Source organism: Hyphomicrobium sp. 2TAF46, assembly GCF_052114865.1.
In the GTDB taxonomy this organism is placed as follows: domain Bacteria; phylum Pseudomonadota; class Alphaproteobacteria; order Rhizobiales; family Hyphomicrobiaceae; genus Hyphomicrobium_B.
The window spans coordinates 161937-183852 of the sequence record NZ_JBFRFO010000001.1; the positions used below are offsets into that span (position 1 = coordinate 161937).

Genomic DNA, 21916 nt, shown 5'->3' on the forward strand with positions numbered 1-21916 from the left:
CGCTCTCACCCATGGCCGCCGATTACTTGCAGATATTCTTCAGCCCAGTAAGGCCATGATGTGCAAGGTCGAGATGGAAATGGTCGCTGTGCAAGCTGTTGTAGTTCGGACCAAGCACCGTCATGAAATATCCGCAGGCGCCGTCGTGCACGTTGCGCAAGAACGCCTGCTCACGTTCCGAGGCGCCCCATCCGCGCTGAACGCTGATCGACGAACCGTCCGCCAGAATGAAACCACCGATATCGATGGCGTTCGCATAGGCGTGCTCGGAAATCGTTGCCCCTTCGACGCTGTTCATCGGCCGGCACGAATAGGACGCGAGCACCGTTAGGCCGACGAGTTCCTGGCGAAAATAACGCCGCGCCGCAGGCTCGACCACGTCCCGCACCCAGCTATCGATCTGCGGGATCATGGGGCAGCGAAGCGATGCCGGCGGTCGGAGTTCGACGCGCCCGTTATCCGCGGCCGACATCTCGAACGGGCTTTCCGCGCCGCATACACTCGGACCACCCAGCGCCGACCGGGGACGGACGAATGCCGTTTGCCGCACGGCGCCCGACGCCAAGCAGGCCCTCTCTTCCGGCGAGCGCCAAGGATCGTCCTTGACCACGAAATTCGGGCCCGTCGCGCAGCCCCATAGCAGCCCTAGTCCCGAAAGCATCAGGACGGCCGACGGCACAAGAACGCTGATACGAAAACGCGAGACCATGACGGCCTAAATAGACGGCGGTTAAGGTTAACAGCCGGTTAAACGGCGGGTCGATCCTGATTATCCGTGATTTTTCAGACGGATTTGGGCCTGAGCCATGTCGAACCGAAGGCGGACTGCGGCGGCCCTGCGTCGGGCGACATCGTGGCGGTCAAGCCGCAGAAGGCTGCCGGCTCAAAGTTATCCACAGTCAATTGAAGGCCGACATAAGCCTGAAATCATCGCGTCACTCAGCACGGATATTCGGCAAGGGCCCTGAGAGGTGCTGGGGCGGGCTCGAAACTTGTACCGCGTGCGAGCTGGAATACGCCGTCCTCGCGTCTTCGATCGGGCATGTACTGAGTACCGATCAGAAGACGCATCGACGGATGTAAAGCACTCGACGGGGCCCCTGACTGGCCTCGGCGGGGGCGTGTGCCCTGGTCGACCTTGATCCCGGCTTCGCGACATCCCCCGTGTCAGCCCGGTCATCAGGTCACCAGGCGCGCCGTCTTCCGGCAGGCAACCGCTCAAGTCGAGGTTTCGAAAAAGGCCAGCGTTTCGGCCTTGAAGCTTCGGTCGCCGACCGCGCGATTATGATCCTTATCCGGAATTGTATACGCACGCGCCCCCGGAATGAGCGCCGCGAGTTCATCCGCCGAGCCGCCGATCACATCGGTCGAGCCCACAGCAACAAGTACGGGTGCTGCGATTTCGCTCGCCATTTCCGCCGAGATCGGTGCCCGCGACGACCGGATGCAAGCGGCAAGCGCCTTGAGATCGCTTTTCGTCTGTTCGGCGAACGCACGAAATGTCCGCGCCGTCGGATTTGTGACGTCCTCGATGCTCGCCGCTTCAAGCGCACGTGCGATGGGACCTGTGCCCGCCATGCCGCGCACCATGTTGATGCCGAGACCGCCGAAGACGACACGGGCCACACGCTCCGGGTGGGCAACCGCCAGGAATGCCGCAATCCGCGCGCCCATCGAGTAGCCGATCACGTTCACCCGCCCGATACCGAGATGATCGAGAAGGCGACGCGCATCCTCCGCCATTAGCGGCGCGCCGTAGTCGACGAGGTCGTACAGTTTTTGGCTTTCGCCATGGCCGCGGTTGTCGAACGCAATGACGCGATAGCCGGCCTTGGTGAGAAACGAGACCCATCCCGTATTCACCCAATTCGTCGCAACATTGGAGGCAAAGCCGTGGATGAGCAGAACAGGAAGCTTGCCGTCGCCGCCTCCGGTATCGAGATAGGCAATTTCGACGCCGTCGCTGTCAAAGAAGTCCATGCCGCCCGCTACCGCTCACCTGCTGGAAAGTCTTTATGTCCCCTACCATCACGGATGCCACGAGGATATGGTGCGGCCAAACATCTCCTGTCTTGGAAGGGTGAAGCATGGCCGGAGCCGTAATTCCACACTTTGCAAACGACGTTGGCGCAGAGCGGATATTCGTCGGCGTCAAAGAGTTCAATTGCATGGGCGCCCGGTCACCGTTCGACCATCCGCATGTCTATCTCGACATGGGTCAGGACAATCAGATTCTCTGCCCCTATTGCTCGACGCTCTTTATTTACGACCCGCGCCTCAAAGCCGATGAAAGCGATCCAAAGGGCAGCCTCGTGGCTGACGCTGCCTGACGCCATGAGGGCGAGCCGATCCATCGCCTCGGACGCGGGCTGATGTCGGCGAACCCCAGAAGCGCAATCGTAGCCGGTGCCGGCATCGGCGGACTAGCCGCAGCCATCGCGCTGGCTGAGCGCGGCATCGACGTCCTCGTTTGCGAACGCCGCTCCGAATTTCCGGAAGAAGGCGCCGGTATCCAGATCGGACCGAATGGCTCGCGCATCCTTCGCGATCTGGGCGTCGCGAAGTTCCTCGAAACGAAAGTCGCACACCCCGACGCACTCAGCGTGCGCGATGGCGCAACAGGCCGCGAGCTGACACAACTGCCTCTTGGGTCTTGGATCGCGGAGCGCCACGGCGCACCCTATTGGACGGCCCACCGGCGCGACCTGCATGTCGCGCTAAGAGCACGCGCCGAAGCCGAACCTCGCATCACCATCTCGCGCGGAACCGGCATCGTATCCTTCGAAAACCGAGGCGACGGCATTCGCGCCACCGCCGCCAACGGCGAAACTTTCGACGCCACTCTTCTGGTCGCCGCCGACGGCCTCTGGTCCGGCCTCAGAGAACAATTCGGCGGCAGTCGAAAAACGGATTTGATCCCGGTCGGCAAAACCGCCTTTCGCAGCGTTGTACCGGCTGAAAATTTGCCGCCCGAACTCGTTCCGAACGCCGTGCATATTTGGCTCTCGCCCGGCGCGCATGTCGTCCACTACCCGGTCAACGGCGGCCAGGACATTGCCCTCGTCGTTATCGCGGATGATGTCGCTCGCGTCGAAGGTTGGGATTCCCCGATCGTTGCCGACGTCGTCAAAGCGAAGGTCGGCACTTTCGCCAAACCTCTCCGCGCACTGGTGAACTCCGCTGACAATTGGAGAAACTGGTCGCTCTACCGCATGCAGCAACTCGCGCATTGGACATCCGGCCGCGCCGCACTTCTCGGAGACGCCGCCCATCCCGTTCTGCCGTTTCTCGCCCAGGGCGCCGTCATGGCCCTCGAAGATGCGATCACGTTGGCAAACGCTATTTCGGCTCGCGACGGCGACATTGAACCGGCACTCGGCGAATACGAGCGGGCACGCCACGCCCGCGTCGCAAAGGTAGCGGAAGCATCCGAGCGTAACGGCCGAATCTATCACATGAAGGGGGCGTCCGCCCTTGCCCGCAACACCGCGATGAGAATGGCGCCACCGGCACGCGTCATGAGCGGATTCGACTGGCTCTATGGCTGGAAACCATGAGCATGCTGACGCGATTGACGACCCTTCTGTCGAAACGCGATGACCTCGTTACGCTCGGCGCGCAAGGGATCGTCGTCGATGACGCCTCGCGCGTACTCCTCGTTCGCCACGGCTACCGTCCGGGCTGGCATTTCCCCGGTGGCGGCGTCGAACGCGGCGAGGAAATCGAAACGGCGATTACACGCGAGGTGCTCGAAGAAACCGGCGTCGTCATCCTGGAGCCGCCTGAGCTCATCGGGATCTATTCGCATTTCGAAGACTATCCGGGCGATCACATCGTGCTGTTCAGAATTGACCGCTGGCGCCGTGATAGCATTCCGGCCCCGACTGCCGAAATCGCCGAGCACGGATTCTTTGCGATCGACGCCTTGCCCGATCTGGTGTCGCCCGGCACCTTGCGGCGCTTGAACGAAGTCTTCGGCAAGAGCGAGCCGTCGTCATCATGGTAGCAGCGCGCCGGCATAGCTATCGCTGGCAAATTTTCGCCGCTAAGAAGATGCGGCCTGTGAAGCTGCGATCAGTCCACCTTTATCGATAGGCCCACCCCATGGAATATTGGAGCGCGATCACCGCAAACTTTCTGATTGCGTTTCCCGCCCTGTTTTCGATCGTGAACCCACTCGGCGGAGCGCTGATCTATAGCCAGATCACGATCGGCCGGCCGGTGAGCGAACGTACTTGGCTCGCTTGGCGCGTCGCCCTCTACTCCGCGATCGTGATGCTCGTATCGCTACTGATTGGCGCCACCCTGATGAGCTTTTTCGGCGTCAGCATCGACGCGTTGCGTGTCGCTGGTGGAGCGGTCGTCGCCGTCAGCGGCTGGCGCATGCTTTACAATCCGCAGGAAACCGAAGACCGCAAGCAGGACCACGCGACGACTGAAAAGGCGGCCGCATGGGGCAGCGATGTCGCCTTCTTCCCGCTGACGATGCCGTTCACGACAGGCCCCGGAACGATCTCGGTCGCGATCGCCTTGAGCGCCACGCGCCCCAATTCACCGGTCGCCGAGCTGCTGCCCTTCTACACCGGAGTCTGCGGCGCGGCTCTCGCCATCGCCTTCCTCGTCGGCTTTTGCTACGCCTACGCCGAGCGCGTCGTCGATTTGCTCGGACCCGCGCGTACCCGCATTCTGACGCGCCTCTCGGCGTTTCTGTTGCTCTGTATCGGCGTTCAGGTTCTGATCACCGGCGTGCAAGGCGCGCTCGAACACATCGTCGCCGCAAAGCACTAAGCGAGCGCTGCCTTTTCAGCGACGATGTCGGCGGCTTCGCGCATGCTCGCCCCCTTGAGCAGCAAGCCGAACCAGGTGAACAGCTCGCGCGAATCCGGATTGTCGGCGACACGCCATTCCGGATGCCATTGCACCGCAAGAATGCGCTCCCCGCTTGCCGGACGAATCCCTTCGACAATGCCGTCCGCGCTTGTCGCTTCAACGGTAAGTTTACTGCCGAGATCGTTCACGCCCTGAAAGTGTGCCGAGTTGACGACGATCGACGACCGACCCATCGTTCGCTCCAGGATGCCGCCGGACGCGAGGTCCACCCGATGTTCGAGCGCGAACATCTGATCCATCGGCAGCCCCGACGGCGTATGGTGAATCTGCGCCCGCTCGGTCTGGCCGAGATCGCGCCGGAGACTGGCGCCGTAGGCGACCGCGATCTCTTGAAAGCCCCGGCAAATGCCGAGCACCGGCCGGTCCTGCTCGACCGATTCCGATATCAGCCGGAACGCGGTCTCATCGCGACGGGGATCGAATGGCCCCTCCCCCGCATCGGCGCTCCGATAATGGCTCGGTGCAACGTTCGACGGGCTTCCGGTCAAGAGTATCCCGTCGAGACGGCTTAGAATGGACGCCGCGTTCGAGATTTCCGGCATCGAGGGCACCAGCACGAAGTCCGCACCCATGAAGGGCGCCGCCCGCAGATAACGTTCGGCAACGCCCTGCACCGGGTCCTCCGGAATACGCATGCAGCAAATGACGCCAACGAGAGGCCGACGAGACATGTTCCGCTTTCCTTCCACACCGCTTGAGACCGCTTGAGATATCTACCGCCGCATTGAATAAAAACTGCGCGAAATCGGCCGGCAGATCCTGACCGATCGGCCCGATACCACCACCGGCGCGAACGGGCAATGCACCAAGACGGCATCACAGACCAGCAGAATAGATCAGACTTACCTATTTCCCAATGCGCGGCTGACCCAATAGAGTGCGCGCCAACAACAAATCGATCCGGGAGTACGACGTGTCAGCAAGCTCAAGTTTCGTGTGGGAAGACCCCTTGCTGCTCGATGATCAGCTGACCGAAGATGAAATGCTGATCCGCGACACCGCGAATGCGTTCGCACAGCACAAGCTTCAGCCCTACGTCGTCGAAGCCTACGCGCAGGAAAAGACCGACCCCGATATTTTTCGCCAATTGGGCGAACTCGGACTCCTTGGTTGCACCCTCCCTGCCGAGTACGGCGGCTCCGGATCTAGCTACGTGGCCTACGGCTTGATCGCCCGTGAAATCGAACGTGTCGACTCAGGCTACCGCTCGATGATGAGCGTGCAATCGTCCCTCGTCATGTATCCGATCCATGCCTATGGCAGCGAAGAGCAGCGCCAGAAGTACTTGCCCAAACTCGCGAGCGGCGACTGGATCGGCTGTTTCGGTCTGACCGAGCCTGATGCCGGATCGGACCCCGGCGGCATGCGAACGCGCGCCGAAAAAATTCCCGGCGGCTACCGCCTCACCGGCTCCAAAATGTGGATTACCAATTCGCCAATCGCCGATGTTTTCGTCGTCTGGGCAAAGTCGGCGGAGCATGGAGATAAGATCCGGGGCTTCATTCTCGAAAAGGGCATGAAGGGCCTCTCCGCGCCGAAGATCGGAGGCAAACTTTCACTGCGCACATCCGTCACCGGCGAAATCGTCATGGACGGCGTCGTCGTCCCTGAAGAGGCGCTTCTGCCGAATGCATCCGGTCTCGCCGGACCGTTCGGATGCCTCAACCGCGCCCGCTACGGCATCGCTTGGGGCGCGCTCGGCGCGGCGGAATTCTGCTTCCACGCCGCGCGCCAATACACGCTCGACCGCAAACAATTTGGCAAGCCGCTCGCCGCCACCCAGCTCATCCAGAAAAAACTCGCCGACATGGAGACGGAAATATCGCTCGGACTCCAGGCGGCGTTGCGAGTCGGCCGCCTTTTCGACGAAGGACAAATTGCGCCAGAGATGATCTCCCTCATCAAGCGCAACAACTGCGGCAAGGCGCTCGACATCGCCCGCACCGCCCGCGACATGCACGGCGGCAATGGCATATCGGAAGAATTCCACGTCATGCGCCACATGCTGAACCTCGAAACCGTGAACACCTACGAAGGCACGCACGACATTCACGCGTTGATCCTCGGCCGCGCCATTACCGGTCTGCAGGCGTTCGCATGACGACATCGGAAGGTACGAAGCCGCTCGCGGGACTGCGCGTCCTCGAGCTTGCGCGGGTTCTTGCAGGTCCCTGGGCCGGACAGACGCTCGCCGATCTCGGCGCGCATGTGATCAAGGTGGAACGGCCGGAAGGCGGCGACGAGACGCGAACGTGGGGCCCACCGTTCGTCACCGGCAGCACTGGCGAAACCTCGGCCGCCTACTTCCACGCGACCAACCGCGGCAAGAAATCGGTCGCAATCGATTTTGAGAAGCCCGCCGGCCGCGACGCTGTGCTGGCGCTCGCGAAAGACGCTGACGTCATTATCGAAAACTTCAAAGTCGGCGGCCTTGCCAAATACGGCCTCGACTACGCCGCGATAAAAGCGATCAATCCCGGCGTCATCTATTGCTCGATCACCGGTTTCGGCCAGACCGGTCCCTACGCCCCGCGCGCCGGCTACGATTTCATCGTGCAAGGCATGGGCGGCATCATGGATTTGACTGGCTCGCCCGATGGCGAGCCGCAGAAGATCGGCGTCGCCTTTGCCGACATCTTCGCGGGCGTCTACGCGACAGTCGGAATTCTCGCCGCGCTGAATTCCCGGAACACGACCGGCGAAGGCGCACACATCGACATGGCCCTGCTCGACGCCCAGGTTTCAGTGCTCGCCAATCAGGCCATGAACTTTCTCGTTTCCGGCAAAGCCCCGCGCCGCCTCGGCAACGCCCACCCGAACATCGTCCCCTACCAGGTCTTCCCCGCTGCCGATCGCCCGATCATCATCGCGGCCGGCAACGACGGACAATTTGCGCGCGCCTGCGCGGTGCTTGGGCTTTCCGGCCTCGAACGGGACGAACGCTTCGATACCAACGCACGCCGCGTCGCGAACCGGGCGGCACTCGTTCCCCTCGTAGAAGCGGCAACGGCGAAAAGATCCTCCGGTGAACTCCTCGCGGACCTCGAAGCCGCTGGTGTCCCGGCCGGGCCCGTGAACCGGCTCGATCAAACCTTTGCCGATCCGCAAGTCGTCGCGCGAGGAATGCTCCAAGACCTGTCGCGCGCGGATGGAACCTCTGTACCCACGGTTCGGAGCCCAATCGTCATCGACGGCGAGCCCTGCGTGGCAAGCACCCCCGGCCCGGATCTCGGCGAGCACACGTCGGATGTTCTGGATCTGCTGGCGGTTGGACGCGACCCGTGGATGGCCTTCAGCGAAGGCGCATAGCGGATTAAATCTCGCGTAGCTTCGGCATGGCGCTCGAAAATGTGCGCGGTGATTTCGGCCCCGTCAAATGCGCGTAGGCATCGATCGGCAGAGGCTTGCCGAACAGGTAGCCTTGAATCTCATGGCACCGAAGAAGCCGGAGCATTGAAACCTGCTCCTCGCATTCGACGCCTTCCGCCACCACACGCAATCCCATCGCGCGGCCGAGCCCGATGACCGAATTGACGATGGCGGCTGCATCCGAATTTTTGATCATGTCGGAAACGAAGCTGCGGTCGACCTTTATGCGGTCGAAGGGAAATGCCCGGAGCGTGCTGAGCGACGAATAACCGGTTCCGAAATCGTCGATGGCAACGCTGACGCCGAGTTCCTTGATCTCGCGCAACGTCATCTGCGCGGTCGCCAAATCTTGGATGAAGAGGCTCTCGGTCACTTCCACTTCGAGCCGCTCTGCCGCGAGACCTGTTTCGGACAACACATCTCTCACGAGCTGAGCGAAATCCGACTCGACGATCTGGGCGGCAGAGACGTTGACGGAAACTCTAAGCTTGGCCTTCCATCGCGCGGCTTCCCTGCACGCTTCTCGAAGGACGAAAGCGCCCATGCCGAGAATGGCGCCGCTGGATTCTGCGGCCGGAATGAAATCCGCAGGCGAAATCGGTCCGTGTTCCGAGTGATTCCATCTCAACAGCGCTTCGAAACCGCCGACTGTGGTCGTCCGCGCGTCGACTTGCGGCTGAAAGACGACCGACAGTTCCCCCTTGTCGACCGCGAGACCCACGTCGCGCTGCATAATGCGGCGCCGATGCTGCTCCCGCTGCATTTCCGATTCAAACAGCGCGTACCCGCAGCCACCTCTTTTGACACGGCGCCGCGCCGTCTCCGCATGCGCGACCAACGTATCCTGATCTTTGCCGTCAGCCGGAAAATTCGAAACGCCGACCACAGCGTCGATCGAAATGCGCTCACCGCTTTCCAGATCGTAACGGCCGCTCAAGCCATCCACGATCGCGCGAGCAAACGGCTTGATGCCTTCATCGTCTTCGGAAAAGGTTTTCGCGACCAAAAACTCGTCGCCGCCCAAGCGGACGATTAAATCGGACTCGGAAGCGACCGATCGCAACCTGTCGGCAACCCTCTTCAGCACGACATCGCCGACCGAATGGCCGTGGAGATCGTTGATCGCTCTGAAATCAGCGAGATCGACATGGAAGACGCCGACTGACCGCGCCATCTCATCGGCGCGCTGCAGGACGAGCGCAAGCCGCTTTCGGAGCGTTGCCCGATTGCCAAGGCCCGTCAGCGGATCGAAGAAGGCGAGCTCGTTGAGCTTGGTACGCGCATCCGTACTCTCGATGGCCATTGCGCAGATCTGGACACACTTGGCGACGATCAGGCGCTCGACGTCCGTCGCTCCGCGCGATTTGCGGAAATAGAATGCGAATGCACCAAGAACGTTTCCGTCTGCTGCCAAGATCGGGCTCGACCAGCAGGCGCGCAGCCCATATGGCAAAGCGAGGTTTCTATAATTCTCCCAAAGCGGATCGCTTTCGATGTCCTGAACTTCAACCGGCTGCTTTCGGAATATCGCCGTACCGCACGAACCGACATTGGGTCCGATGAGGATACCGTTCACCTGTCCGCAGTCTCCGGGAACGCTTGGCCCCGCGATGAAGCTCAGGCGCCCGTCATCATCGACGCCGATGATCGAACAAATGACTTCTGAGGCCAGCGCTTCGACTTCATGGCAAAGCAGCGTCATCATGCGGAAGAGCGACTCGCCGGAAGCGATCCCCACAAGCATCTCCCGCTGGAGAACTTGTAGCCGCTCCTTGACGTAGTCAGCATTTGCGATCGGGGGCCCGCTCAGCATCATCGCCCGACAATCGCTTCTTTGCGCCGCACGGCATTTACCTATAATGGAACCTGCCCATTGTAGAGCTTCGTATGTAAAGAAAAAGTTGCGGAGAGTTTAATCTCAAATGCACCAATGTTTGGATCGGCAATATTGGCAATCGAAGCCGCATATTGGCTAACGGGAGTTTTCTGAATGCTTGGATTGGGACAAGTCCGAGCCAGCTGAACTTGCCGGTCTTCTCCTGGCCACATTTCCAAACGTTACCGCCGGCCGGGCTCATCGTTCACTGCACGCCAAATGAACCGGGCTCAGCGGGCATGCCGGCCCTAGCGGTAGGACGCCGCAGTCCCAATACTGTCAAACTCAGGTCCCCGCGGCGGCCGATGATCGGCCCGCGCGAGAGGCCGTTCGCGAGACGTTGCCGGAGGCGCTCAAAGGCCGGGTTCGCGCCCAGTTGAATTATCCCGTTTCGTAGCAGATATAGGCTGCGCCACACTGTTACTTCCAGCCCACTATTGGTGACATCGAAACAACATGCCCTTCATGCTTGATCGTCGACACGTCTTGGCCGGTGCCCTGACCAGCACCATGGTGGGATGGAGCAGCAAACCTGCAATGAGTGCTGCACCGGTCGGGGCCGCCGAACTCGGACCGCCACAGCCGTTCTCCTTCGACGACCTGAAGCAAAAGGCGAAGGCGCTTTCTAAGGAAGCCTACGTCGCTCCCCCGCCGCCGGACGACGGCGATCACCTGAAGGGCATGACCTTCGATACGTTCGCTCAAGCCGTCTATAAGCCCGAGATGGAACTCTGGCGCGGCGTTCCGGGAGCACAAACCGTCCGGCTCTTCCCTCAGGGCCGCTTCTATGCCGAACCCGTCGGCATCTACGTGATCGAAAACAATGCCGCACGCGAAGTTGTATACAGCCCCGACTACTTCAACATGCCGGGCGACCACCCGCTGCGGAAATTGAAATCGGCAGGCTTCGCCGGTTTTCGGTTGATGTCCCGTGGCGGCACGAGCGACTGGCTCGCCTATCTCGGCGCCTCCTACTTCCGCGCCTCCGATCCCTACGACCAGTACGGCGGGTCCGCGCGCGGCCTCGCGATCAATACCGGTGAGCCGGAGGAATTTCCGCGCTTCACGAACTTCTGGCTCGAACCGAACAGCAGCGGCATGACGATCTATGCGCTGCTCGAAGGCAAGAGCGTGACCGGCGCCTATCGCATGGACAGCCGCCGCATTGAAGGTGGCCAAGGTGGCGCTTTGCAGGACATCGAGTGCGAGCTGTATTTCCGCGCGCCGGTTCATCTGCTCGGCATCGCGCCTTTGACCGGCATGTTCTGGTACGGCGAAAATTCCGGATCCTTCCGCGGCGACTGGCGCCCCGAGGTTCACGATTGCGATGGCCTCTCGATGTGGACCGGCCGTGGCGAACGCATCTGGCGTCCCCTGTCCAATCCGCCGCGCATCGTCACCAACAGCTTCCTCGATGAAAATCCGAAGGGCTACGGGCTGATCCAGCGCGACCGCAATTTCGAGAACTACCAGGACGACAGCCTGTTTTACGACCGGCGGCCGAGCATGTGGGTCGAGCCGCTGTCGGATTGGGGCAACGGGTCCATCAAGCTGGTCCAGCTCCCGACGCCGAACGAAACCGAAGACAACATCGTCGCCTTTTGGAACCCCGCGCAACCTGTCGAAGCCGGCTCCGTGGTCAACGCGCGCTACCGGCTGTATTGGGGTCTGGACTCGCCGCCCGCAGGCGATGTCGCGCGCATCGTCGCAACGCGCATCGGCCTTGGCGGTCTCGGCGGCCGCGACCTCGACCTTCGCCACACCAAACCCGGCGCGCGAAAATTCATGATCGACGTCGAAGGCAAGACCTTGGAGAACGAGGTTCGAGGAGGCCCGCAGGTGGTCGTGACATCATCGCACGGCACCATCAGCGGCGTCGAAGCATTCCCTGTCATCGGCACCAAGCGCTGGCGCATGATGTTCGACTTGGGAGACCTGAACGGGCAGGCCGCTGACATCCGCGCCTATCTCGCGAAGGACGGCCAAGCGCTCAGCGAAACCTGGATCTACCAGATTTTCCCCTGAACTCCGGCTTCTCGAGCAGCGGAATGGGGGCTGCCTTTTGGAGCGGACTACGGAACGATAGCCCCGTCGCGAGGTTCACCTTGAGTTTCGGCTTCAAGATGCGCTGAGCCTCGCGATCGGACGCCCGATCGAAGAGGGCGCAGGCTCTTGCAGCGCGTCTGCAAGGTTCTCCTCTTCTTCCAGATCGGAGGCATTGGCACATGGTCACCACGGACCAATTGCGAGCGCTCTTCCCCGATGATGCGGAGCTGGAAGTTTATGCCCCGCCATCTCCAATCGATCAGCGCGATATTCTTTTGGGCGGCGAGCTGAAACGCTGGACCGGCCCGACCGTTCCCGTGCGCTCCGCGATTTGCGTTCGCAAACCCGACGGCGCGCTCGAGCAAATCAGCCTCGGAAGTCATCCGACCACCGGAATTCCCGAAGCCATGGAGGCGCTCGCTGCCGCCGTTGAAGCCTATGACGACGGCCGCGGAGAATGGCCGACAATGGCCGTTGCCCAGCGCATCGCCTGCATGCAGGAATTCACCCGTCTGATGATCGAGAGTCGGAGCACGATCATCAATCTCATCATGTGGGAGATCGGCAAGAGCCTCGCCGACTCGGAAAAGGAATTCGACCGCACCGTCGAATACATGCGAGCAACCATCGCCGCGTTGAAGGAACTCGACAACTCCAACTCGCGATTCCTCGTCGTCGAAGGCACGATCGGCCAGATCCGCCGCACGCCGCTCGGCGTCGTGCTCTGCATGGGCCCGTATAATTATCCGCTGAACGAAACCTTCGCGACGCTGATCCCTGCGATGATCATGGGCAACACCGTCGTGTTCAAGCCGCCGACGTTCGGCGTTCTCCTGTTCAAGCCGCTTCTCGAAGCCTTCCAGAAGGCATTTCCGCCAGGTGTGATCAACACCGTTTACGGCAGCGGCGAGAAGATCGTGCCCGTATTGCTCGAGTCCGGAAAGATCAACGTCCTGACGTTGATCGGCTCGAGCAGGGTCGCGGACCATCTGAAGAAGATGCATCCGAAGGTGAACCGCCTTCGCGCCATTCTGGGCCTCGACGCCAAGAACGCCGCCATCGTCTTGCCGGACGCCGACATGAATCTCGCCGTCAAGGAATGCGTGGCAGGCGCACTTTCATTCAACGGGCAGCGTTGCACAGCGCTCAAGATGCTCATCGTCCATCGCGACATCATCGATGATTTCGTCTCGCGCCTTGTCGCCGAAGTGCAAAAGCTGAAGATCGGCATGCCTTGGGAAAAGGGCGTTACGATCACCCCGCTTCCCGATCTTGGAAAAGTCGAGCACATGACGCGTCTCGTCGAGGACGCGAAGTCGAAAGGCGCGCGCATCCTCAACAAGGGCGGCGGAACGGCATGCGGAACGCTCTTCGCGCCCGCAGTGATCTATCCCGTCAAAGAAAACATGAGGCTCTACCGCGAAGAGCAGTTCGGCCCCATCGTCCCCCTCATGTCCTTCAACGACGTGGAAACCGCGCTCGAATACGTCATCACCTCCGAGCACGGCCAGCAGGTATCGATCTTCAGCGAAAATCCCGAGACCATCGGCAAACTCGTCGATCCCTTGGTCAATCAAGTCTGCCGCGTAAACGTGAACTGCCAGTGCCAGCGCGGACCGGACGTCTTCCCGTTCACCGGACGCAAGGACTCCGCTGAAGGAACGTTGTCGGTGACAGACGCTCTGAGATCGTTCTCGATCCGGTCCATGATTGCGGCCAAGCAGACGGAAGATTCCAAACGCATCTTGGACCAGATCGTCCGCGATCACGACAGCAACTTCATCAACACCGGCTTCATCTTTTGAACGTCCGCGCCGGTTGGCGCAGAGACCCGGCCATACGGACGAATCGGGTCGGCGACCCTCCTGATTGTTTTCGAACTGTGCATTCCGGCAGCAGGCTGCGGAATATCGCGCGACCGGCCCTGATTAGCCCACAAATCTGCTTGACCAACGGCAGCAGAAATAGGACGGCGAGACGGGCATACCCTGCACCGGAGACGAAATGCACGTCCTTCTGCGAGGTGACTGGAGACAGAGACTTCGCCTTGTTTCGGGGCTGATCCTATTTACCTTCGCGACCACCCATTTTCTCAATCACGCGCTTGGACTTTTTGATCTTCAGGCGATGTACGAAGTCCAGCAATGGCGCTGGACCGTAACGCGCTCATGGCCCGGCACGATCATCCTCGCATCCGCGCTCGTCGCGCACATCGTGCTGGCGCTCGACAAGCTTTCCGACCGCGCGACGCTTCGTTTGCCGGCGTGGGAATCGATCCAGCTCGCGCTCGGTCTTTTGATTCCGTTTTTGCTTCTTCCGCACATCGTCAACACGCGCGGCGCGCGCGACATCTTCGGCGTGAACGACACTTACCTCTACGAACTCGCGCGGCTCTGGCCGGACAGCGCGATCCTGCAGAGCACGCTTTTGCTGATCGTCTGGATACACGGCTGCATGGGGATTCATTTCTGGCTACGCCTTTACGCGCCGTACCGAAAATTCCAGCCCCTGCTGCTGTTGATCGCGGTCGCGATTCCGATAGCAGCGCTCGGCGGCTTCATGGTGGGCGGCCGCTCCGTCGCACAGATGATCGCCGATCCGAAAACATTCGACGAAGTGAAGCAGCTCTCGCACTGGCCGAGCCCCGACAATGCCGACCGCTTGGCGGCGATGCGCCTGATCGTGCGGCTCGTCTTTGCCGCGATGCTTGCCGCGGCTTTGGCGCTCCTGGCGTGGCCCGCTATTCAGCGGCGCTACTGGCCGCATTTCAGCATCAATTACGTCGGCAGCGGTACGGTGAATTGCACCTTCGGCCCGACATTGCTGGAAATCAGCCGGATGAACGGCATTCCTCATGCGTCCGTCTGCGGCGGCCGTGCGCGCTGCTCGACATGCCGCGTCCGCGTCGACGAAGGCATCGACGCCTTGCCACCAGCGACATTTCCGGAAGCGGTCACGCTTGCAAGCATCGGCGCGCCGCCGAACGTCCGCCTCGCCTGCCAGATCAGGCCGCGCGGCCCGCTGACGGTCACACGATTACTGAGACCTTCGACGACGGGCCCCGAGGCGGCCGACGAGGCGGAGCTCGGCTCGGAAGGAGTCGAAAAGCCTCTCGCGGCCTTCGTCCTCGACCTGCGCGACTTCACGCGCCTGTCGCAGAAGAAATTGCCTCACGACGTCGTCTTCATGCTCAACGAGGTGTTTACGGCCGCGGGCAGCGCCATCGCAATCCACGATGGCTGGATCGACAAATTCATTGGCGACGGCCTGTTGGCCGTATTCGGCGAGAAGCACGGAATTGAAGTCGGCTGCCGCCAGGCCTTGAGAGCCGCCCGCGACATCGACCTCGCGCTCGACCACATCAACGCCAAGATGGAAGCCGAATTCGGACGGCCCCTCCGCGTCGGCATCGGCATTGAAGCGGGTCAGCTGTTGATGGGCCGCATCGGCTACGGCCCGAACGTCGACATGACCGTGATCGGCAGCGCCGTCAACGTCGCGAGCCGCTTCGAAGCCATTGCCAAGGACAAGGGCGCCCAGATCGTCATCTCCCGCGAGGTCGCCAGACTGGCCGGATGGACGCCCGCGCCCGAACTCATTTCGAAGGTCGATGTCCGCGGCGTCAGCGAACCTTTGGAGATCGTCGCGATTCTTCGTGGACGTGATCTTCCGGCAAGCCTTTTGGCCTCAATGCACGACGCCGACGAGCGCGTTGTCGGCAGAGCGTCCTTTTGAGGCACGCGTCCAGCGCATTCGTGAACCCATAAAACCCTGAAACATCACGCGATATTCCGTTTCCGCATAACGGTTATTCCTTGCTTGTGCGTTGCAGTCGCCATTCATTTCGCACATGCACAATGCGAGCCGGGAAATGGCAAACGTTGGTGAAGGCGCGATGGGCAAACCCGAATTTATTGGCAAAAAGTCGAAGGCGGCGGGCGGCTGGGGCGCCCTGAAGAGCTGTGGAAAGAAGCTGCTTGCGAGCGGCGCACCGCTCTCCGGCGCCGCGACAATGCTGAAGGCCAATCAGCCGGATGGCTTTGATTGCCCGGGCTGCGCCTGGGGCGACCCCGAGCACGGCTCGTCCTTCGAATTCTGCGAAAACGGCGTGAAAGCCGTCGCCTGGGAATCGACCGACAAGCGCGTCAAGCCCGACTTCTTCACCAAGCACACAGTCAGCGAACTTCGCACCTGGACGGACTACGACCTCGAGCGCGAAGGCCGCCTGACCCATCCCATGCGCTACGACGCCGCGAGCGACCGTTACGTCCAAACGACCTGGGACGAAGCCTTCGCCGAAATCGGCAGCGTCCTGAACAGTCTCGCCAGCCCCGACCGCGCCGAATTCTACACCTCCGGCCGCGCGTCGAACGAAGCCGCCTATATCTATCAGCTCTTCGTCCGCCTCTACGGCACCAACAATTTCCCCGACTGCTCGAACATGTGCCACGAGGCGAGCGGCGTCGCGCTCGAGCAAGCGGTCGGCATCGGCAAAGGCACGGTCCTGCTTGAGGACTTCGAGAAGGCCGACGCCATCTTCGTCATCGGGCAGAATCCCGGCACCAATCATCCGCGCATGCTCGGCGATCTCCGCCGCGCGGCGCTCCGCGGCGCCAACATCGCGGTCTTCAATCCGGTCCGTGAAAAAGGCCTCGAGCGTTTCGCCGATCCCCAGGACAAACTGGAGATGATCACCGGCGGCTCGACGCCGATCGCCAGCGAATATTTTCAAGTCCGCCTCGGCGGCGACATGGCCGCCGTGCGCGGCATGGCGAAGGCCGTGTTTGCGGCCGATGATGCGGCACTTGCCGCCGGACGCCCATCGGTTCTCGACCGGAATTTCCTGGCTCAGCACACGTCGGGCTTCGAATTCTACAGAGCAAGCGTCGACGCGACGAGCTGGCAACAGATCGAAGATCAGTCGGGCCTGACGCGAACGCAGCTGGAAGATCTGGCGCAAATCTACATCGGCGCCAACCGGACGATCTGCACCTGGGCTATGGGCGTCACGCAGCATCGTCATTCGGTGGCAACCATCCGCGAAATCGCGAACTTCATGTTCCTGCGCGGCAACATTGGCCGCCCCGGCACCGGCCTATGCCCCGTGCGCGGCCACTCGAACGTCCAGGGCGATCGCACCGTCGGCATTAACGAGAAGCCATCGCGGGCATTCCTTGAGTCGCTCGAAAAGGAATTCGGCGTTTCGATGCCGCGCCGGCATGGTCACAATGTCATCGCCGCCATCGGCGCGATGCTCGATGGATCGGCCGAGGCCTTTATCGCTCTTGGCGGCAACTTCGCCCGCGCGACCCCGGACAGCCCCTTGATTGCCAAGGCGCTGATGAACCAGAAGCTGACTGTCAATATCGCGACGAAGCTCAACCACTCGCATCTGCTTCCGGGCAAGGTCAGCTATGTCCTTCCCTGCCTCGGCCGTACCGAGATCGATCGCAATGCCGATGGCGCCGCTCAAATCGTAACTGTCGAAGATTCGATGAGCATGGTGCACGGATCGGGCGGCATCAATAAGCCGGCATCGCGCGAGCTTCGCTCCGAGATCGGCATCATTGCCGGAATCGCGGAAGCGACGGTCGGATCGGCGGTCGTCGACTGGAAGGGCCTCGCTCACCATTACGACCGCATCCGCGATTTGATCGCGCGCACAATCCCAGGCTTCCAAAATTATAACGAACGTGTTCGCCGCCCGCGCGGCTTCCGCCTGCCCAATGGCGCTGCCGAGCGCATCTGGCACACGCCAACGCAGAAGGCGACCTTCGGACGCGTGGAACTACCTGATCAGACCGAGCACCAGAAAGCGATAGCGGACAAAGGCACGTTCGTACTTCAGACCTTCCGCTCGCACGATCAATATAACACCACCGTTTATGGTCTCGACGATCGCTATCGCGGTGTTTACGGCGAGCGCCGCGTGGTGTTCGTCAACCCGGCGGACCTCGCTGAGATCGGCGCCGAAGCCGGCGAGCGCGTCGATATCATCGGCCGGTACGATGACAGCATCGAGCGCATCGCGGAAAGCTTCCGCGTCGTCCCTTACGAACTGCCGCGCGGCTCGGTCGCAGGCTACTATCCGGAACTCAACGTCCTCGTTCCGCTTTCGAGCGCGGGCGAACTGAGCGATACACCGACCTCGAAATCCGTGCTTGTCTCTTTCCGGCTGTCCGAGCAAGCAAAGGCGGCATGAGCGCGGACCCGGAAGACGAGATCTCGGAAGAAAAATTCCTTGAGGCTGTCGCGGCCTTGAGCACCAAAGAGCCCGCGCTTTCGCAGCTTGGGGCCGCCATACTTGCGGCCCTCCACTTCGGCATCGCCAAGGATAGCCGGACATTCTCCCGCAAGTTCGACATCGCGCACGCGCTCGCCCTTCGCGAGATCACGGCACTCTCGGACGATCTCGGTTTTTTGCAAGTCGTCGGGAGAAATTCTCGAACACAGCGCACCGAATATGTATTTTCCGAAAATGCGCTGGAGCTTTTGTCGCGCGATGGGATAGCGCACGACAAGTTGCAATGACGCTAAACGACGGCTTAACGCTCGAGTTTTCGACCGTAATTACGGGGCTTTTATGCACTTCGGCTGATCGGCATATGCTTCGAGCACTGCTTCTGTCCGATGTCTGACGTTCTTCGAACTGACATTGGTGTGTGGTATACAACGAGCGTGGGGGAGAAAGCTCGGAGGTGCACCGATGGACTCTTCTCACACTTTTCAGCCAGAAACGCTCGACCGCATGACGCTCGTTCTTGAGCGCGCCGCGAAAGAGCTTCGCCTCGATGGCTCGCGGCTCGCCGAAAAAGAACGCCTGGCAACCTGCATTCTCTCGGTCGGCAACGCCTATAGCGACGTCAACCGTCTTCTCGAACGGTCCGTACGCCTCTATATGCGCGGGCGGTCCATGGAAGCGGAACCGCGCCAACGTCAGCCTCTGGTTATCGTGGCGCAATGCTTGGGATGACGTCGTTATCGGCATCAATTTGCGACAGAACGCCATTGCGTTCCGACAGACTCCGGTCGCTGTCGAAACTGAGCGCAATGCCAATCACCCCGACAAGAACCACCAGCGCAAGAAGCCAAGGAAACGGAAAGCGCGGGCGGGAGGAATGATCCGGTCGTTCGTCGATCTTTTCGGGTGTCATGGCCATCGCAGCCTCCTTCGTTCGTTCGCCGGGAAAACCGATGCCCGGCCGAGGAGGTTCCAAGGCAGATCCACAACCGCAAGGCTTGCTGGCGGCAACGTGTCGGAGCGCGAGGCGGCGATTGCGAGCGCTAGTGCGTTCCCCACGGCATGATCGGCACCGTCGAGATGGCGTTATAGGGTGAGCCTTCGATTAACCTGTCGCTGATCGCAACATAGACGAGCGTATTGCGCTTCTTGTCGACGGTGCGGAAGACATGCGTGTGCTTGAAGAACAGCGACGTGCTCGCCGAATAGACCTCGTCCTGATCGGCAAGCTTGGAAACATCCGCGTTGATCGGCCCGACCTGACGGCACGCGATCGAAAACTTCGACGGATCTTCTGCGAGACCGAAGGTGCCTTTGAGCCCGCCGGTTCGCGCCTGACTGATGTGACAGGCAACGCCGGGCACCTTGGGATCATCGAAGGCGCTGATGCAGACCTTGTCGTTGGCGCCGATGATCCTGAATGTCGTGCTGATGCAGCCGATGTCATCGGCTCGCACATTCCCCGCCGAAAACATGAAGCAGATAAATACAGCCGCTGCAAAAAACTTCATAGCCTTCTCCCTCGCGCCCCATCACCGAAGCACAAAGCAGGTGGCGATCGCCAAACCGCAATGCAAGATGAGCGGAGACGAACGTCATACGGCGCGAACGGATCAGTATCGGGACTTATGCGACGTCCGCTTCGGTATCGCGCAGCTTCGAAATTCGGAACGGTGTGAGACTAGCGTTGCCGCAGATATCGCGCCGGCACGTCTCCGGCGTTTACCAGGGCTTCGATGCAATCTCTCGAAAGCACGCGGCGGTTGCTCTCGAAACATCTGCGGAGTTCAGAGCTTCCCTGCCGGTACTTTCCGCAGAGGCTCGAGTAGTCGGCCGAACACGCGTTCTTCACCTTCTGCGAGTAGGCATCGGCCGAGGTGCCCGCAAAGGTCAGCACCGCTGCCGAAACTGCGATCGTTTGTGCTATCTTTTTTGATTTCATCGCACTTGCCGGACCCAAGGGCCCACCCCTTACTGTGAAAAGCGCGTCTGCCAATGCCATGACAGCGAGCTCGACGCTACGGAATTCAAGCAAATTTGGTGTGTTGGGCCCGAATTAGCCGCCCGAGGCTCAACGCGGGCCCTAATGCAAACAATTCATCCGTTCTTGCAACTACTTTATTGATAACCACGTTCTAGTCGCTAATAGCGGCCGGGTTGCGGCCGTCGCGGCAGCCTTTATTGTCGGAATGTGCCGTGTTTGAGGTCAGACCTGGGTTTAGTCGCTTGCAAAACCTATTTGTCCCCGTCAGCAGCCATACAATTTCTAGATGTCTGCGTTCCGCTCGAAGCGGCATTTTCCTGGTAGCCGGCGTTGCCGCGTTCGTGCTGTCGAGCGCTTACGCCTATGCGGTCGACGATAACGTAAGGCAAGCGTGCAGAGGCGATTACTATCAGCACTGCAGCCAGTTTTCCGTTGGCACTGAAGAGCTCCGCAAGTGCATGCGCACTGTTGGCGAAGGTCTGTCGACGCCGTGTCTGGTCGCGCTCGTGCAAGCCGGAGAAATCACAAAGGCCGACGTCGAGCGTCACAACACTGCGAAGGCTGGCAAGAACGTCACCAAGACGGCGGTGGCTGGCGGCGACGACACCAAAGCAACCATAGATCCGAAGGATGTCAGCAGAAAAAGCATAAAGAGCAGGAAGGCCGCCAAAGCTTCCGCCGCCGCGGATGCGGGAAAGACTGGCAAATCTTCAAAAAAGAAAGCTGCAAGTTCCAAGTCGAAGCCGGGAAGCAAAACAAAAGCCAAGACAACCGCGGCTGCCACCGCGGCCCCTGACAATGCCGGCAAAAGTCTCTCCGCCGGCAAGGACAAAAAAATCAAGAAGGCCACCAAAAATAAGAAGACCGCGAAGAAGCTGAGTTCCTCCAAGCCAAGCGCGACGAAGCCGGCCACCGCCAAACCGGTCGCCAGCAAGAAAGTGAAAAAGATCCCTGTCAATCAGGCGCCGTAAAAACCTTCGATAAAGAGCCTTGCTCGGGATTGCGCGCAGCACGACATCGAATTGGCCCACGCTCGCTCATACGGAGATCGCATGTCGGACCAACATTTTCACGCGGTTATCTGGATAGACCACCACGAAGCCCGCATCTTCTTTTTCAATGTTTCGGATGCAAACGAGATCGTCGTCCGTCCCAAAGATCCCGTTCGCCATATCCACCACAAAGCCAACACCATCGGCAGCGGGCACGCGCCAGAAGATCCGGACTTCTTGCAGCACGTGACCGACGCGTTGGCCAACGCAGGCGCCATCCTCATCATCGGTCCGGCAAACGAAAAGCTTGCCTTGATAAACCATATCGACCGTCGCGCTCCCGCCTTGAAGCCGAAGATCAGAGGGGTGGAAACAGTTGGTCATCCGACCGATGGAGAGATCCTCGCCCTCGCCCGCCGGTTCTTCAAGGATGACCTGATGGAGCCGCCGAGGGCCAGGTAATAAAAAGCATCGGCCGCCGTAACCTTGCATCTGGCAGACGCGAGCCCTGCGAACGG

At 60.8% G+C, this 21916-nt stretch carries 21 protein-coding genes; 13 read left to right on the forward strand and 8 right to left on the reverse strand.

The window, feature by feature from the left end; genetic code table 11:
* Positions 1 to 22: 22 nt before the first annotated feature.
* On the reverse strand, positions 23 to 709 hold the full coding sequence (locus AB4Z24_RS00740; RefSeq protein WP_441705115.1) for an extensin-like domain-containing protein: 687 nt from the start codon (positions 707 to 709) through the stop codon (positions 23 to 25).
* A gap of 509 nt (positions 710 to 1218) precedes the next feature.
* Positions 1219 to 1980, reverse strand: coding sequence for an alpha/beta fold hydrolase (locus AB4Z24_RS00745; RefSeq protein ID WP_441705117.1), 762 nt, complete (start codon positions 1978 to 1980; stop codon positions 1219 to 1221).
* Between the two features lie 107 nt (positions 1981 to 2087).
* On the opposite strand from AB4Z24_RS00745, the gene AB4Z24_RS00750 reads away from it, so the two are divergent.
* The 4 genes from AB4Z24_RS00750 to AB4Z24_RS00765 all read left to right on the forward strand — a co-directional run bounded on the left by AB4Z24_RS00750 (position 2088) and on the right by AB4Z24_RS00765 (position 4788).
* Positions 2088 to 2330: a zinc-finger domain-containing protein gene (locus AB4Z24_RS00750; protein WP_290993746.1), complete on the forward strand. Its 243-nt coding sequence runs from the start codon at positions 2088 to 2090 to the stop codon at positions 2328 to 2330.
* Positions 2331 to 2372: 42 nt separating this feature from the next.
* Positions 2373 to 3557: an FAD-dependent monooxygenase gene (locus AB4Z24_RS00755; RefSeq protein WP_441705119.1), complete on the forward strand. Its 1185-nt coding sequence runs from the start codon at positions 2373 to 2375 to the stop codon at positions 3555 to 3557.
* Between the two features lie 2 nt (positions 3558 to 3559).
* Positions 3560 to 4006 (forward strand): NUDIX domain-containing protein, encoded by a 447-nt coding sequence (locus AB4Z24_RS00760; protein ID WP_441705120.1) that lies wholly within the window; start codon positions 3560 to 3562, stop codon positions 4004 to 4006.
* A 98-nt stretch (positions 4007 to 4104) separates the two neighbouring features.
* Complete coding sequence (locus tag AB4Z24_RS00765; RefSeq protein WP_441705122.1) at positions 4105 to 4788, forward strand: MarC family protein; 684 nt, start codon at positions 4105 to 4107, stop codon at positions 4786 to 4788.
* On the opposite strand, the gene AB4Z24_RS00770 is transcribed toward AB4Z24_RS00765, so the two are convergent.
* A complete protein-coding gene (locus AB4Z24_RS00770; RefSeq protein WP_441705123.1) occupies positions 4785 to 5561 on the reverse strand; it encodes a gamma-glutamyl-gamma-aminobutyrate hydrolase family protein in 777 nt (258 codons plus the stop codon). The genes AB4Z24_RS00765 and AB4Z24_RS00770 overlap by 4 nt on opposite strands.
* Positions 5562 to 5872: 311 nt before the next feature.
* On the opposite strand from AB4Z24_RS00770, the gene AB4Z24_RS00775 reads away from it, so the two are divergent.
* Both AB4Z24_RS00775 and AB4Z24_RS00780 read left to right on the forward strand, forming a co-directional pair.
* Positions 5873 to 6991, forward strand: coding sequence for an acyl-CoA dehydrogenase (locus AB4Z24_RS00775; protein WP_441706033.1), 1119 nt, complete (start codon positions 5873 to 5875; stop codon positions 6989 to 6991).
* A complete protein-coding gene (locus tag AB4Z24_RS00780) occupies positions 6988 to 8199 on the forward strand; it encodes a CaiB/BaiF CoA transferase family protein (protein WP_441705125.1) in 1212 nt (403 codons plus the stop codon). The genes AB4Z24_RS00775 and AB4Z24_RS00780 overlap by 4 nt, the downstream gene beginning before the upstream one ends.
* Before the next feature lie 4 nt (positions 8200 to 8203).
* Here the strand turns inward: AB4Z24_RS00780 and AB4Z24_RS00785 are convergent, their stop codons facing one another.
* On the reverse strand, positions 8204 to 10072 hold the full coding sequence (locus tag AB4Z24_RS00785) for a putative bifunctional diguanylate cyclase/phosphodiesterase (RefSeq protein WP_441705127.1): 1869 nt from the start codon (positions 10070 to 10072) through the stop codon (positions 8204 to 8206).
* A 600-nt stretch (positions 10073 to 10672) separates the two neighbouring features.
* Between AB4Z24_RS00785 and AB4Z24_RS00790 the strand changes: the two genes are divergently transcribed.
* From AB4Z24_RS00790 to AB4Z24_RS00815, 6 genes are all read left to right on the forward strand, one after another.
* Entirely contained in the window at positions 10673 to 12160 is a 1488-nt protein-coding gene (locus tag AB4Z24_RS00790; protein ID WP_441705128.1) for a glucan biosynthesis protein, read from the forward strand.
* A 200-nt stretch (positions 12161 to 12360) separates the two neighbouring features.
* A complete protein-coding gene (locus AB4Z24_RS00795) occupies positions 12361 to 13986 on the forward strand; it encodes an NADP-dependent glyceraldehyde-3-phosphate dehydrogenase (RefSeq protein ID WP_441705129.1) in 1626 nt (541 codons plus the stop codon).
* A 199-nt stretch (positions 13987 to 14185) separates the two neighbouring features.
* Positions 14186 to 15916 (forward strand): adenylate/guanylate cyclase domain-containing protein, encoded by a 1731-nt coding sequence (locus AB4Z24_RS00800; RefSeq protein WP_441705131.1) that lies wholly within the window; start codon positions 14186 to 14188, stop codon positions 15914 to 15916.
* Between the two features lie 160 nt (positions 15917 to 16076).
* Positions 16077 to 18383 (forward strand): FdhF/YdeP family oxidoreductase, encoded by a 2307-nt coding sequence (locus tag AB4Z24_RS00805; RefSeq protein ID WP_441706035.1) that lies wholly within the window; start codon positions 16077 to 16079, stop codon positions 18381 to 18383.
* Positions 18380 to 18712 (forward strand): hypothetical protein, encoded by a 333-nt coding sequence (locus tag AB4Z24_RS00810; RefSeq protein ID WP_441705133.1) that lies wholly within the window; start codon positions 18380 to 18382, stop codon positions 18710 to 18712. The genes AB4Z24_RS00805 and AB4Z24_RS00810 overlap by 4 nt, the downstream gene beginning before the upstream one ends.
* 175 nt (positions 18713 to 18887) lie before the next feature.
* A complete protein-coding gene (locus tag AB4Z24_RS00815) occupies positions 18888 to 19154 on the forward strand; it encodes a hypothetical protein (protein WP_441705135.1) in 267 nt (88 codons plus the stop codon).
* On the opposite strand, the gene AB4Z24_RS00820 is transcribed toward AB4Z24_RS00815, so the two are convergent.
* The 4 genes from AB4Z24_RS00820 to AB4Z24_RS00835 all read right to left on the reverse strand — a co-directional run bounded on the left by AB4Z24_RS00820 (position 19129) and on the right by AB4Z24_RS00835 (position 21364).
* Positions 19129 to 19341: a hypothetical protein gene (locus tag AB4Z24_RS00820; protein WP_441705136.1), complete on the reverse strand. Its 213-nt coding sequence runs from the start codon at positions 19339 to 19341 to the stop codon at positions 19129 to 19131. The genes AB4Z24_RS00815 and AB4Z24_RS00820 overlap by 26 nt on opposite strands.
* Before the next feature lie 124 nt (positions 19342 to 19465).
* Complete coding sequence (locus AB4Z24_RS00825; RefSeq protein ID WP_441705138.1) at positions 19466 to 19933, reverse strand: CreA family protein; 468 nt, start codon at positions 19931 to 19933, stop codon at positions 19466 to 19468.
* A 170-nt stretch (positions 19934 to 20103) separates the two neighbouring features.
* A complete protein-coding gene (locus AB4Z24_RS00830) occupies positions 20104 to 20424 on the reverse strand; it encodes a hypothetical protein (RefSeq protein ID WP_441705140.1) in 321 nt (106 codons plus the stop codon).
* A gap of 526 nt (positions 20425 to 20950) precedes the next feature.
* Positions 20951 to 21364: a hypothetical protein gene (locus AB4Z24_RS00835; RefSeq protein ID WP_441705142.1), complete on the reverse strand. Its 414-nt coding sequence runs from the start codon at positions 21362 to 21364 to the stop codon at positions 20951 to 20953.
* Between the two features lie 94 nt (positions 21365 to 21458).
* Here AB4Z24_RS00835 and AB4Z24_RS00840 point away from each other — a divergent pair, with 94 nt between their 5' ends.
* Positions 21459 to 21860 carry a translational machinery protein gene (locus tag AB4Z24_RS00840; protein WP_441705143.1) on the forward strand — a complete coding sequence of 134 codons (402 nt, stop codon included), beginning with the start codon at positions 21459 to 21461 and terminating at the stop codon, positions 21858 to 21860.
* Positions 21861 to 21916: the final 56 nt, after the last annotated feature.